Source organism: Erythrobacter sp. JB2-19 (assembly GCF_057365005.1).
In genome coordinates this window covers 2945062-2957575 of the sequence record NZ_CP200290.1, presented here as the reverse complement: position 1 = coordinate 2957575, position 12514 = coordinate 2945062, and the positions used below count along the sequence as shown (strand labels likewise).

The following is a 12514-nucleotide window of genomic DNA, read 5'->3' as shown; positions in this document are numbered from 1 at the left end:
ATATTAGAGATGAGAGATGGTGGTTTCGCGCAGAGGCATTTTGGCCGCGGGTTTAGGCGGAATGGCATTGGTGGCCGCAGGCGGGGCCTGGCGGGTTACGCGCACGCCGCAAACCGCCTTTGGCCCATGGGATCTCGATCCTACTCCACCGCAGGATGTGAGGCTCGATGCGTTCCGGCATGCGATCCTGGCGCCCAATCCGCACAATCGCCAACCGTGGGTGATCCAGTTGATTGGTGAAGACGAAGCGATAATCACCACTGATCTGTCACGCGATCTGCCGATTACCGATCCGTTTGATCGCCAAATAACCATCGGTTTTGGGACATTCCTGGAAACCGCGCGTATCGCCGCGGCCCAACGCGGGGTGGAGATGACGATCGATCCTTTCCCCGAAGGCGATAGCCCAAGCGCGCTCGACACGCGCCCGATTGCGCGTCTTACTTTCGCGCCCAGCACCGCGCCGCAAGGCGATCCGTTGTTCCCGCAAATTGTTCGGCGCCGCTCCAACAAAGAGGAATATGATTTAGGGCGGAAGGTCGCGCGCAAGGATCTGGAAGCGATCACCGCATCGGGCGGATCATTCTCCAACGATAGCGCATTCCTTGATCAGCTACGTGCAGAGATCGTTGCCGGCATTGAGACCGAGATGACGACCCACGCCGCCAATATGGAGAGCGTCGAGCTGATGCGGATTGGTCATGCAGAGGTGGATGCAAATCCAGATGGGATCGAATTGCACGGTCCGATGATCGAAGCTGGTAAGCTGACGGGTTTCGTGATCCGCGCAGACTTGGCCGACCCGCAAAGCTCCGGCTTTCAGCAGGGCCTTGATATGATGCGCCGAACCTATGGCTCTATCCCAGCATTGATCTGGATCACAACGCCAGGCAATTCGCGCGCCGACCAACTTGAGGCGGGTCGCCAATATGTTCGGGCGAATTTGCAGGCCAACGCGTTGAGCCTGGGCATGCACCCGATGAGCCAGAGCCTACAGGAATATGCCGAGGTTCAGCCGATGTACCGCCGCGTGCACAGCCTTTTGGGTGCAAGCGGGGCAGAGCGGGTTCAGATGCTGGCGCGGGTGGGCTATGGACCAGTGACAGGCCCGGCACCGCGCTGGCCGTTGGAGACCCGTTTGGCATGACCTCGTCCGACCAGCTTGCATTTGGTGTGTTCACCGAAATCGGGATCATTGATCAGCTGGCCAGCCATGCCTTCACCCAGGTCTTGCCGCGCAGTATGAGCATCGCGCAGTTCGGTATCCTCAATCACTTTGTCCGCTTGGGCCATGAATACCGTACCCCCGCGCAATTGGCCGAGGATTTTCAGGTCAGCCGCCCAACTATGAGCAACACCTTGTCTCGTTTAGAGCGGTCGGGATTGGTCGAGATCACGGCAAACCCAGACGATGGCCGCGGAAAACGGGTGAGCATCACGGACAAGGGACGATCCATGCGCGAACAATGCATCGCCGGATTGGCCGCTCCGATTGCGGATATGAATGCTCAGGTGCCGCCAGAATTGCTGGAGAAAATCCACCCACTCTTGACGCAACTGCGCAAGATCATGGACCAGATGCGAAATTAGGATCCCGCTAGACGATTCCGCCGCCGCCGCGACTATCGCTGCGCTGGAAAGGCGAGCCGGAAATGCACTGACCCTCGCCAGATCGTGCGTACGCGAAGCGTTAACTGGTTTGAACGCAAGGCTATCTATCATTGCAGTCAGTGTTGTGGGGCAAGGCTGTGACGTCGTTACACATGTATCAAGTAAGGGGCAGGGCCTTGGGTAAACATATTGTTATTGGTGGCGGTTCTGGTTTCGTCGGAAGCGCGATCACTGACCAACTCCGAGAACGCGGCGATCGGGTCACATGGATTAGCCGCTTTGCTGGCCCTGATCGAGATCACCTGGGACCAACTTGCCGCCGATGGCCTGCCGCCCTGCGATGCTGTCATCAATCTTGCAGGGTTGCACATTCTCAACCCTCGTCGAAGATGGAATGCAGAATATCGCAGCGAAGTTATAAGCTCGCGAGTTGAGACGACTGAGACCCTTGTTGGTGCGATCAATTCGTCAGAATCGCCGCCCGAACTGTTCGTCTCAACAGCTGGTAAGTGTTTTTACGGTACTGGAGAGATTGGCCAGGTAGAGCAATATCCAGAACTCGATGAAGATGCAGAACCGATGGGGATCGACTTCCCTGCCGAATTGGTTGGCTTGTGGGAGCAGGCTGCCGAGAATGTCGATACGTCCCGTGTGCGTCACGCCAAGATTAGAATAGCTATCGTATTAGGTGCGGTGAGGCGTCAGAATTTCGTATCACGTTTGTGGAGGATCGGAAGATCACGCGGCTTTCTCCCAATTATAAGGTTGCCTTTCTGCCTTGGGCTGGGGTGCGTCATAGGCGAGGGTCGTCAGCCATTTCCTTGGATTCATATCGATGATTGCGCTGCTCTATTTGTACATTTGATCGACCGCCCAGAGCTGGATGGTCGGTTCAATGCGGTTGCGCCTGAGAGTGTTACCAGTGAAGAATTCATTCGCACATTTGCTCGCTATCTTCGCCGGCCCATTGTTTGGCGAGCGCCAAGCTGGCTGATCGCATGGCTAGTCGGTGCGGAGCGTGCTTCGATCCTTTTGGAAGGTCAGAAGGTGGTCCCCCGGCGCACTCTAGAAAGCGACTTTCGTTTCGCCTATCCAAGGCTCGATCAAGCGCTTGAAGATCTGGTCGAAGTCACCGTTTGATCATTTAAGTAGCCCTGCTTTCCTTCGGTGAATGAGCGGCCTACACCTGTGTCTCATGACCACCAACACAATGCTTGCCCGTCTGACAGAGCCCTATGGCTCCTTTCCCGAAATCCTCAGCGCATGGGCCGAAATCCAGCCCGATAAGCTCGCTCTGCTTGATGAGCAGAGATCGATTACCTGGGCTGAGTTAGACCAAAATACGGCAAGGCTTGCTGCGCGGCTGGTGGAAACGGGGTTGGAGCGCGGGCAATCGGTCGCGATCCTTGGCACATCCCGCATCAATTACGCCGTGGTCTTTCTGGCCGCCGTGCGCGCAGGCGGGGTCGCCGCGCCGCTCACAACCAGCGCATCGCCAGAGCAATTGGCAGGGATGGCGAAAGATTCCGGTGCACGGCATCTGTTTATCGACGCTGCGAAAGCAGATGAGTTGGGCGCGGCATTCCTGCCGGAACTTGAGCACGTGCCGCTCGAAGATGTGGGCAGTTGGATGGCGCCCGTGGGCACCGATGCCCCAGCGTTTAAACCGGATCCGAAAGACGCCTTCAACATCATCTATTCCAGCGGGACAACTGGCATTCCCAAGGGGATCGTTCATTCGCATCAAATGCGGTGGCGGCAATTTGCCACGACCGCTGTCTCTTATCTGGAGGCGGGGCTGGAGGTTCGTTCGCTCTCCAGCACGCCGCTCTATTCCAACACCACCATGGTCGCATTCCTGCCGCCGCTGCTGGCAGGCGGGACCGTGCGCATCATGGGCAAGTTTGATTGCGAGCGCTGGCTCACCCATGCTCAATCTGACCGCACCAATGTGACCATGCTGGTCCCGGTGCAATATCAGCGGCTGATGGATTTTGCGCGGTTTAACGATTTTGATCTGACTTCGCTCGCGCTCAAATATTGCACCTCTGCGCCCTTCTCCGCTGAGCTGAAGCGTGAGGTGCTCTCCCGCATGCCGGGCGGCTTGATCGAGATTTACTCGATGACGGAAGGCGGCGTCGTGTGCCTGCTGGCGTGTCACGAATTCCCGGAAAAGCTGCACACGGTTGGGCGGCCCGCTCCGGGTAGTGAGCTCAAGGTGCTGGATGATGAGGATCAGCCTGTGCCTGCTGGCACGCCCGGTAACCTCATCGGGCGCTCGCACACCATGATGGCGGGTTATAAGAACCAGCCAGGCAAAACCGCTGAGGCGCAATGGACCGATCCCGCAACCGGCGAGGTCTGGATGCGGATGGGCGATATTGGCCGGGTTGATGCGGAAGGCTTTGTCGAGCTGGTCGGTCGCGCCAAAGATATGATCATCTCTGGCGGCTTTAACATCTACCCCAGCGATCTGGAGGCGGAGTTGGAGAAAGAAGCAGACGTGGTCGAGGCAGCCGTGGTTGGGATCGCATCAAAGCAATGGGGCGAGACGCCGGTCGGCTTTGTTGTGCTGGATAAGGCGGGGCGCGATGCGGCCGAGATTTGCGGCGCGGTAAACACGCGGTTGGGCAAGACCCAGCGGCTGTCGCAATTGCATGTGATTGCGGAAATGCCGCGCAGCCACATTGGTAAATTGCTGAAGACGGAGTTGCGTGAGCAAGCAGAGTCTCTCGCAGGATAGGCTGAGCTCGTTCACTCAGATCGTCTTTTCTTATGAGAGGGGGCGCGGCCACCAGCTTCAAGGGGGGTCAGGGGGGTGAGCCAGTGACCGCGCATTGTGCGACCCGAGGGGTTGTTCTCGGGCTTGCATATGAGAGTTCGCGGGGTTTGCCGATTGCGTTACAGACCAACGCGAACTTTTTTACTTTTTCGTAATTAATCGTCTACGTCATTGAATAAAATAAATAATTATTTTTGATTTTTAGACGAGGATGGCCTGAAACGAAGCGCCGCTTACGGCGAGGGCAACGGTCAGGGCGAGAATTTTCTCAGAGATGATACGCATTTTGAATTCCTTTGAATGAGTCTTGAATTTGGTGTCGGCTATAGTTTCGCAAGGACCGCAATAAAGTTACACACTGCCATGTGTTCATTACGTATCCACGACCACATATTTCGCAGATGTCAGGCGCAGAGGGTGCTTCGCGCCGCGTAAGCGGCACAATTCAGACCGTCCCGTTCGATATGTAGATCGCAGGCAATCGAGACGCGGCCGCCAGAGGGGCCGAGGGAAGGCCCTGAGGGAGGACAAGCCGACCGCGTCTCTTATGCCTGCTGGGCTTATCGCCCCCTTCGCACGGGAAGGGAGGGTCCGCATCATGCACCCGGGGGAGGGCGCTGGCGGGCGGGCGACGTTCGTTTCTGCCGTGCTGCGCGATTGCTCGCGCCTCAGGCTCTGCGTCCGCCGACTCGCTTTGCCCCGTGACTGGGGACGATAAGCAGGCTGGTGATGGCCAGCGAGGGAAGCTTAGCCATCACCGGTGCGACAACGAAGAGAGCGGGAGAGGAGGCTCGGTTCGTTGTTGCAAGAGACAAATGGTGTTTCATGCAATCGAACTCAAATGCCAAAATTCGCAAAGCCTTTGCGTTTTTTGCAACATAGTTGATGCACGCTTCGCATGATTGCGCAAAGCCGCTCGTGCACCACTGGACTTGGCCGCAGCCGCTGCCTAACCCGGCCCGCATGTCAGACACCCATACGCCCGATTCCATCCTAATCGTCGATTTCGGCAGCCAAGTGACCCAACTGATTGCACGCCGCGTGCGCGAGGCTGGGGTCTACTCAGAGATTGCCCCCTTCACTCTGGCGGAGGAAGCCTTTCACCGGATGAAGCCGAAGGGCGTTATTCTGTCTGGATCACCGGCCAGCGTTCCGGACGAGGGTTCCCCGCGCGCGCCACAGGTGCTGTTTGATGCCGGCGTGCCGATCCTGGGCATTTGTTATGGCCAGCAGGTGATGTCGCACCAGCTGGGCGGCGAAGTGCGCCCCGGCCACGAGACCGGAGACGGCGGCGAATTTGGCCGCGCGTTCCTAACCGTGACGAAATCCTGCGCTCTGTTCGACGGGCTTTGGGCCGAGGGCGAGCGCCATCAGGTGTGGATGAGCCACGGTGACAAGGTTACCAAATTTGCCCCCGGCTTTGAGATTGTCGCGACCAGCGACGGTGCACCCTTTGCGGTGATCGCCGATGAGCAGCGGCAATATTACGGCACGCAATTCCACCCAGAGGTCGTCCACACGCCCGATGGTGGGAAGCTGCTGGCGAACTTCGTGCATAAGGTCTGCGGGCTGGCGGGCGATTGGACCATGGCTGCTTACCGCGAGACAAAGATCGCCGAAATCCGCGAACAGGTTGGCTCTGGCCGCGTGATTTGCGGATTGTCCGGCGGGGTCGATAGCTCTGTTGCCGCGATCCTGATCCACGAGGCAATCGGCGATCAGCTGACCTGCGTGTTCGTTGATCATGGCTTGCTGCGCCTCAATGAACGCGAGCAGGTTGAGAGCTTGTTCCGCGATCATTACAACATTCCGCTGGTGGTGGTGGACGCGGAGGAACGCTTTATGGCGGGCCTGTCCGGTGTCTCTGATCCAGAGGCGAAGCGCAAATTCATCGGCGGCGAATTCATCGCCGTGTTTGAAGAAGAGGCGAACAAATTGGGCGGGGCCGATTTCCTCGCGCAGGGCACGCTTTATCCCGATGTGATTGAGTCCGTCTCTTTCACCGGCGGGCCATCGGTGACGATCAAGAGCCACCATAATGTCGGCGGCCTGCCAGAGCGGATGAAGATGGAGTTGGTCGAGCCGTTGCGGGAGCTGTTTAAGGATGAAGTGCGCGCGCTGGGCCGGGAACTTGGCCTGGATGAGCAATTCGTTGGCCGCCATCCCTTCCCCGGTCCGGGCCTCGCGATCCGCATTCCGGGCGAAGTAAACAAAGAACGCTGCGATATCTTGCGCAAGGCGGATGCGATCTATCTCGAAGAGATCCGGAACGCTGGATTGTACGACGCCATCTGGCAGGCATTCGCCGTTCTGCTGCCGGTCAAAACCGTCGGCGTGATGGGCGACCACCGTACCTATGACAATGTCTGCGGCCTGCGCGCGGTCACCAGCACCGACGGCATGACGGCGGATGTCTATCCGTTCGACGCCAGCTTCCTAACCGGCTGCGCAACCCGCATCGTAAACGAGGTGCAGGGCATCAACCGCGTGGTCTATGACTACACCAGCAAACCGCCGGGCACGATTGAGTGGGAGTAACTTGCGACGCGGATTGATCCACCGTTTCCCCTTCCTCTGTTCGTCCTGAGCTTGTCGAAGGACGATAATGTCATAGAATTTGCAGATGGAATTCTGGGCTTACATGTTGCGATGCGCGGATGGTCGCTATTACGCCGGTCATACCGACAATTTGGAATTGCGCATGGCTCGGCATCGATCAGGCTCGGTCGCTGGATACACCCGAAACCGTAGGCCCGTCGCCTTGGTGTGGAGCCAAAACTTTCCAACCAGGCACGAAGCATTGGCGGCGGAGAGGCAGATCAAAGGGTGGTCGCGCGCAAAGAAAGAGGCGTTGATTGAAGGGGATTGGGAAAAGATATCGGTTCTTGCTCGCTCGAAGCGTGCGTGAAGTGATCTCTCAACGTTCATCCTTCGACAGGCTCAGGACGAACGGATTGTTCCCGCGGTCCTTGGTGGTCAGCCCGCTGCCATCGCACAAGCGCAAAGCAAGAGGTACCACTCTGTAATGCCCACCATCTTCACCCACGCCATTGTTCCGTTAGCGCTCGCCGCTGCTGCGGGGCGCGGGCGCATTTCGCCAAAGCTTGCCATTGCCGGGGCCGCCTTTGCGATTCTGCCGGACGCTGATGTCATCGGCTTTCCCCTAGGGATCGACTACGCGCATGAATGGGGGCACCGCGGCGCTACGCATTCGCTCGCCTTTGCCGCATTGTTTGCCGCCGCCACCGCGTTGGTCTGGAAAGAGGCGCGAAGTTTGGGCGCCTGGGTTTTCCTAACCTTTGCGATGGCCAGCCACGGGCTGCTCGACACGCTGACCAGCGGCGGGCTGGGCGCGGCATTGTGGTGGCCGTTCGACAACGCCCGCATCTTTGCGCCTTACACGCCTGTGCGCGTCTCTCCTATTGGGGCGGATTTCTTCTCCGCGCGCGGAGTGGTGACGCTGGCGTCAGAACTTAAATGGATCTGGCTGCCCTGTATTGCCTTGGTACTGAGCGGTTGGATCATCCGGCGTAAGGCGCGCGCTTAGGCCGCGAACTGAACGCCGGTCAGCTCTTCTGATTTGACCCACAAAGCCTCAGCCAAGGCCTCATCGCGGATATGCGGATAGACGCCGGAGCCGCGCGGCGTGTCTTCGCTCGCCATCGCGCCAATATTGCAATCCTCGCAGTAAACCCCGCCCATGCCATCGAGCAGCGGCGAGACGGCACACCAAGTGCTGGTCGCGGCGCCTTCCTCGGTGGATTTGAACGCCTCGTGCACGTTCCCTTCCTCGTCATACCAGCCCATCGCGACCTGTTCTTCCATCGTTAAATAGCGCTGGAGCGGGGTGGCGATCCCACCGGGATGGACGGCAAAGGCGCGCACGCCGTGCGGCTCGCCCAGTCTGTCGAGATGGAGCGCGAACAGCGCATTGGCGGACTTTGCCTGACCATAGGCGAGCCATTTGTCATAATCGCGCCGTTCGAAATTGAGGTCTTCCAGATCCAGCCCATTGAGGCGGTGCCCGATCGAGGAGAGCGCGACAACGCGGGCCTTGCCCGCCGCCTTCAGCATGGGCCAGAGGCGCGAGGTCATGTGAAAATGGCCCAGGTGGTTGGTCGCGAATTGCGCCTCATATCCGCGGTCATCGCGCGCCAGAGGGCAGGCCATGATCGCGGCATTGTTGACCAGAATATCCACGCGGTCCGTGCGTTCGGCCAGCGCGATTGCAAAGGCGTCGATTGAACTGGGCGCAGAGAGATCAAGCTCTAGGATTGCGATCTCGCCGGGCATATCGGCTAAGACCTCACGGGCTTGTTCTACCCGGCGCGCGCCGACAATCACCTTCGCTCCAGTGCCAACGAGCGCCCGCACGGTTTCGGTCCCAAGTCCGGAATAGCCGCCCGTTACCACCACCACTTTGCCGGACAGGTCGATCCCGTCCGCCACTTCGCGCGCGGTTGAGCGATATCCGAAGGGCGAAGCGATTGGGGCTTGGGCGGATGTCATCGTGCAATTCTCCTATGCGACCGTTATCGGGCGGGTTGTGTCATCGTGCCATGAATGAGGCGCGCCAGCGAGTCGCAAATCTAAGCCCGCTATGCAGACCCGCTTTTCACGCTAAGGAAGAGATATGCAGCTCGACCTCGGCTCTGATCCGCGCACCGAAACACTGCGCCGTTTGCAGACGGGATTGATCGCGTCATTCGGACGGATCATTCGCCCGGCCGATAAGCGCCGCGATCCTGTCTGGGTGCTGGTTCACGGGGTGATCGGCGCGCAGACCAAGACGGCGGCCTCCAACGCATCGACCGACGCTTTGCTGGCGGAATATGGATCGTGGGAGGCGGTGGCCGAGGCAGATGAAACGGAGCTGGAGGCGCGATTGCAGCGCCAGACCTTCCCCAGCGTGGCAGCAAAGCGGCTGAAACAATGCTTGAATGCGATCATTGAAGAACGCGGCTCGGTCGATCTGCGGCACCTCTCCAACCTGCCCACCGAGGATGCGATGGCGTGGCTGGAGACGCTGCTCGGCGTCGCGCGCAAGAACAGCGCCGGGGTGATGAATGCCAGCACCTTCAATCGCAAGGCGATGGTGATTGACGGGCATCACCGGCGGATCATGCAGCGTATGGGGATTGTCCCGGTCAAAGCGGATACCGCGCGCGCCTATGATGCGCTAATGCCGATTGTGCCACCGGAATGGAGCGCAGAGGACATGGACGAGCACCACCTCCTGCTCAAGAAATTGGGACAGACGCATTGCCGCCCACGCAAAGCCGCATGCGAGGGATGCCCCGCCCGCGAAGATTGCGATACGGGCCGGGCGGCGCGGCCATGAAGGCGGGTGCGCTGTTGACCGGATTGCTTGCCGCGCTCGCGGTCGCTGCCTTTGCCGGCAATTCGCTGCTGGCGCGGGCCGCTTTGGCTGACGGCGCGATTGAGGCAGGCGCGTATTCTGCGATCCGCCTGGCTTCGGGAGCCTTGGTTCTCTTACCGTTTTTGGGCGCGCGGCCATCGCATCGCGATCTGCCCGGGGCGTTCGCGCTCGCGGCCTATGTCGCCGGGTTCTCGCTTGCCTATCTCCATTTGAGTGCCGGGATCGGCGCACTCATCCTGTTCGGCTTTGTCCAGGCAACGATCATTACCATCGGAGTGGTTCGCGGAGAGCGATTGATCGCGCGTGGCTGGCTCGGCCTGATGCTGGCGCTGGGCGGATTGGTCTACGTGCTCACCCCTTGGGAGGCGGGACGCAGCGCGGCGGGCCTTTTGCCCGGTCTGCTGATGGCGGGGGCGGGCATGGCCTAGGGCGTGTACACTCTGATCGGGCGCGGATCGGGCACCGCGCCGGGCGGAGCAACAGGCAGCACCGCCAGGTATTTCCTGATCGCCAGCATTATCGTCGCACCTATGCTCTTGCTCGATGGCACTATGCCGCGCTGGGACGGCGTATTGCTGGCGGTAATCTCTGGCGTGGTCACATCGGCGCTGGGCTATGTGGTTTGGTACAAGGTTGCACCTCAGCTCGGCCTGGCGACGGTCGCCAGCGTGCAATTGGCAACGCCTGTGGTCGCAGCCTTGGGCGGGGCGCTGTTTCTGGCAGAGGCGCTGACGATGGGCGCCGTCATTGGCGGCGCGATGATATTGGGCGGCATTGCATTGACGGTGAATGCGTCGCGGGCGGTAAGGTGACGGCGGGCCTCGCACCTTACGCTACGGCGCGCTCCGTTTAGTAACGCCCTCCCCAAAAGCATGCTTGCAAGCGGCGCGATTCTTCGCAATCCCTGCGTTCAAGATACAAATGCGAGAGGATCACGCTTATGAAAACCGCAATCACCGAAATGTTTGGTATCCAGCACCCGATTATTCAGGGTGGGATGCATTATGTCGGATTTGCTGAAATGGCAGCGGCTGTTTCCAATGCGGGCGGCCTCGGGATTATCACCGGTCTGACGCAAAAGACGCCAGCGGACCTCGCGAATGAAATCGCCCGCTGCAAGGATATGACGGACAAGCCGTTCGGCGTGAACATCACCATCCTGCCAACGCTGACCCCGCCAGACTATCCAGCGATTGTGAAGGCCGTCATCGAAGGCGGCGTGAAAGTGGTGGAGACCGCTGGCCGCAACCCATCTGAATTGCTTCCCCCGCTAAAAGATGCCGGGATCAAGGTGATCCACAAATGCACCAGCGTGCGCCACTCTTTGAAAGCGCAAGAAATCGGCTGTGATGCGGTAAGCGTGGATGGTTTTGAATGCGGCGGGCATCCGGGCGAAGATGATATTCCAAACTTCATCCTGTTGCCGCGCGCCGCCGATGAGCTGGAAATTCCCTTCGTATCCTCTGGCGGTATGGCGGATGGCCGTTCACTCGTCGCCAGCCTGGCAATGGGCGCGCAAGGCATGAATATGGGCACGCGTTTTATTGCGACGCAGGAGGCGCCCGTTCACGAAAACGTGAAAAAGGCGATTGTCGCCGCATCCGAACTCGACACCCGGCTGGTCATGCGCCCACTGCGCAACACAGAGCGGGTGATGACCAATGCCGCGGTTGAGCGCCTGATCGAGAAGGAAAAGCGGCTTGGCGATGACCTCAAATTTGAGGACATCATCGATGAGGTCGCAGGCGTTTATCCATCGATCATGATGGAAGGCGACATGGATAAGGGCGCGTGGAGTTGCGGCATGGTCGCTGGCCTGATCAATGATATTCCGACCTGCCAGGAATTGATTGATGGCATCATGAGTGAAGCGGAAACGATACTGGCGCGCATGAATGGGCAAATGTCGGCTTAAGGGCATCCCCTAACGCGAGCGCAAAACCACTTGCAAACTAAGATGACGCGGCGATTTTCGGCGATGCGTGAGCTATGGTTTGTGGCTGCTTAATGCCGCGCTTCGTAGTCAACCGAATGAAAACAGCGCGACCTTTCGGGTAGTTAGGTTGAACAGCGCGCCGGAAAAGGCCTGCTGAGGGATCGACAACTTGGAAAAACGCTGCACCGGCTAAGATGCTGGCGCTCAGTCGGGGACTGCCCATGCAGGAATTTATCGCACTTGAGTTTTGGATTTTGGCGATGGCGGCACCCTGCATTCTTAGCTGGCTTCTCGGAGAGGTTCATGGCGCCGCGCGGGTGCGCAATTTTATGGAAGATCGCCTGCCCATAGTGGAAGAGTCGGCAAGTATCGCTGGGATGCCGGCCAGTTTGACCTTGCCGGATCGCTCGCCGAGCGCCGCTGCCGATGCTGCCCTCAACCCGCGCCGGGTCATTGCGGCACCGCGTGATCTGTCGGCAAGCGAGCGAAGCGCGCTGTATAAAGAGATGCCAACCCCGACCGAGCGTAGCGAAGAGGTGCACTGGCGCCGCGAGGAACTGGCCGCTTTACTGAGTGAGAGCGATGGTGATTGGGCACCAGAGGCTGAGGAGGTTCTCAGCCAGTATAAGGTATCAGTCACACAAATGGCGCAGGCCAACATCCGGCAAGACCTGGATGATGTCCTGGCTGCATCCATGCCGCCGATTGATGAACTGCGTCCGCGCAGGCGCGCTTACCGCGATGCATTGGAAGAGCGCTATAAGACTGACGTGCCAGAGAGGGTCGCCTGCTCTGCTCCGTAAGA

Annotated in this window: 13 protein-coding genes; 12 read left to right on the top strand and 1 reads right to left on the bottom strand. The window is 59.2% G+C overall.

Going from position 1 to position 12514, the window contains the following annotated elements; all coding sequences use genetic code 11:
* Nucleotides 1-40 precede the first annotated feature (40 nt).
* The 7 genes from AC0V6O_RS14165 to AC0V6O_RS14135 all read left to right on the top strand — a co-directional run bounded on the left by AC0V6O_RS14165 (nucleotide 41) and on the right by AC0V6O_RS14135 (nucleotide 7940).
* Nucleotides 41-1147 carry an Acg family FMN-binding oxidoreductase gene (locus AC0V6O_RS14165; protein WP_486144997.1) on the top strand — a complete coding sequence of 369 codons (1107 nt, stop codon included), beginning with the start codon at nucleotides 41-43 and terminating at the stop codon, nucleotides 1145-1147.
* A complete protein-coding gene (locus tag AC0V6O_RS14160; RefSeq protein ID WP_486144995.1) occupies nucleotides 1144-1590 on the top strand; it encodes a MarR family winged helix-turn-helix transcriptional regulator in 447 nt (148 codons plus the stop codon). Before AC0V6O_RS14165 ends, AC0V6O_RS14160 begins: the two co-directional genes overlap by 4 nt.
* Before the next feature lie 300 nt (nucleotides 1591-1890).
* Nucleotides 1891-2751, top strand: a complete 861-nt coding sequence (locus tag AC0V6O_RS14155) for an epimerase (protein WP_486144993.1) — start codon at nucleotides 1891-1893, stop codon at nucleotides 2749-2751.
* A gap of 31 nt (nucleotides 2752-2782) precedes the next feature.
* Nucleotides 2783-4354 carry an AMP-binding protein gene (locus AC0V6O_RS14150; protein ID WP_486144991.1) on the top strand — a complete coding sequence of 524 codons (1572 nt, stop codon included), beginning with the start codon at nucleotides 2783-2785 and terminating at the stop codon, nucleotides 4352-4354.
* A gap of 1002 nt (nucleotides 4355-5356) precedes the next feature.
* Entirely contained in the window at nucleotides 5357-6931 is a 1575-nt protein-coding gene (gene guaA, locus AC0V6O_RS14145; protein ID WP_486145646.1) for a glutamine-hydrolyzing GMP synthase, read from the top strand.
* Nucleotides 6932-7016: 85 nt separating this feature from the next.
* Nucleotides 7017-7301: a GIY-YIG nuclease family protein gene (locus AC0V6O_RS14140; RefSeq protein ID WP_486144989.1), complete on the top strand. Its 285-nt coding sequence runs from the start codon at nucleotides 7017-7019 to the stop codon at nucleotides 7299-7301.
* Nucleotides 7302-7418: 117 nt separating this feature from the next.
* Nucleotides 7419-7940, top strand: coding sequence for a metal-dependent hydrolase (locus AC0V6O_RS14135; protein ID WP_486144987.1), 522 nt, complete (start codon nucleotides 7419-7421; stop codon nucleotides 7938-7940).
* Here AC0V6O_RS14135 and AC0V6O_RS14130 read toward each other — a convergent pair.
* Complete coding sequence (locus AC0V6O_RS14130; protein ID WP_486144985.1) at nucleotides 7937-8902, bottom strand: oxidoreductase; 966 nt, start codon at nucleotides 8900-8902, stop codon at nucleotides 7937-7939. The genes AC0V6O_RS14135 and AC0V6O_RS14130 overlap by 4 nt on opposite strands.
* Before the next feature lie 124 nt (nucleotides 8903-9026).
* Here AC0V6O_RS14130 and AC0V6O_RS14125 point away from each other — a divergent pair, with 124 nt between their 5' ends.
* The 5 genes from AC0V6O_RS14125 (at nucleotide 9027) to AC0V6O_RS14105 (ending at nucleotide 12512) form a co-directional block, all read left to right on the top strand.
* Entirely contained in the window at nucleotides 9027-9734 is a 708-nt protein-coding gene (locus AC0V6O_RS14125; RefSeq protein WP_486144983.1) for an endonuclease III domain-containing protein, read from the top strand.
* Nucleotides 9731-10201: a hypothetical protein gene (locus tag AC0V6O_RS14120; protein WP_486144981.1), complete on the top strand. Its 471-nt coding sequence runs from the start codon at nucleotides 9731-9733 to the stop codon at nucleotides 10199-10201. The genes AC0V6O_RS14125 and AC0V6O_RS14120 overlap by 4 nt, the downstream gene beginning before the upstream one ends.
* Nucleotides 10202-10204: 3 nt before the next feature.
* Nucleotides 10205-10585, top strand: a complete 381-nt coding sequence (locus AC0V6O_RS14115) for an EamA family transporter (protein ID WP_486144979.1) — start codon at nucleotides 10205-10207, stop codon at nucleotides 10583-10585.
* Nucleotides 10586-10713: 128 nt separating this feature from the next.
* A complete protein-coding gene (locus AC0V6O_RS14110) occupies nucleotides 10714-11688 on the top strand; it encodes an NAD(P)H-dependent flavin oxidoreductase (protein WP_472639920.1) in 975 nt (324 codons plus the stop codon).
* 242 nt (nucleotides 11689-11930) lie between these two features.
* Nucleotides 11931-12512 carry a hypothetical protein gene (locus AC0V6O_RS14105; protein ID WP_486144976.1) on the top strand — a complete coding sequence of 194 codons (582 nt, stop codon included), beginning with the start codon at nucleotides 11931-11933 and terminating at the stop codon, nucleotides 12510-12512.
* Nucleotides 12513-12514 lie beyond the last annotated feature (2 nt).

What these genes read in the sequence shown, in the direction of transcription:
- AC0V6O_RS14160 (WP_486144995.1), top strand. Translation starts at nt 1,144, where the DNA reads ATGACCTCGTCCGACCAGCTTGCATTTGGTGTGTTCACCGAAATCGGG.
- AC0V6O_RS14150 (WP_486144991.1), top strand. Translation starts at nt 2,783, where the DNA reads ATGAGCGGCCTACACCTGTGTCTCATGACCACCAACACAATGCTTGCC.
- guaA (WP_486145646.1), top strand. Translation starts at nt 5,357, where the DNA reads ATGTCAGACACCCATACGCCCGATTCCATCCTAATCGTCGATTTCGGC.
- AC0V6O_RS14140 (WP_486144989.1), top strand. Translation starts at nt 7,017, where the DNA reads ATGGAATTCTGGGCTTACATGTTGCGATGCGCGGATGGTCGCTATTAC.
- AC0V6O_RS14135 (WP_486144987.1), top strand. Translation starts at nt 7,419, where the DNA reads ATGCCCACCATCTTCACCCACGCCATTGTTCCGTTAGCGCTCGCCGCT.
- AC0V6O_RS14130 (WP_486144985.1), bottom strand. Translation starts at nt 8,902, where the DNA reads ATGACATCCGCCCAAGCCCCAATCGCTTCGCCCTTCGGATATCGCTCA.
- AC0V6O_RS14125 (WP_486144983.1), top strand. Translation starts at nt 9,027, where the DNA reads ATGCAGCTCGACCTCGGCTCTGATCCGCGCACCGAAACACTGCGCCGT.
- AC0V6O_RS14120 (WP_486144981.1), top strand. Translation starts at nt 9,731, where the DNA reads ATGAAGGCGGGTGCGCTGTTGACCGGATTGCTTGCCGCGCTCGCGGTC.
- AC0V6O_RS14110 (WP_472639920.1), top strand. Translation starts at nt 10,714, where the DNA reads ATGAAAACCGCAATCACCGAAATGTTTGGTATCCAGCACCCGATTATT.
- AC0V6O_RS14105 (WP_486144976.1), top strand. Translation starts at nt 11,931, where the DNA reads ATGCAGGAATTTATCGCACTTGAGTTTTGGATTTTGGCGATGGCGGCA.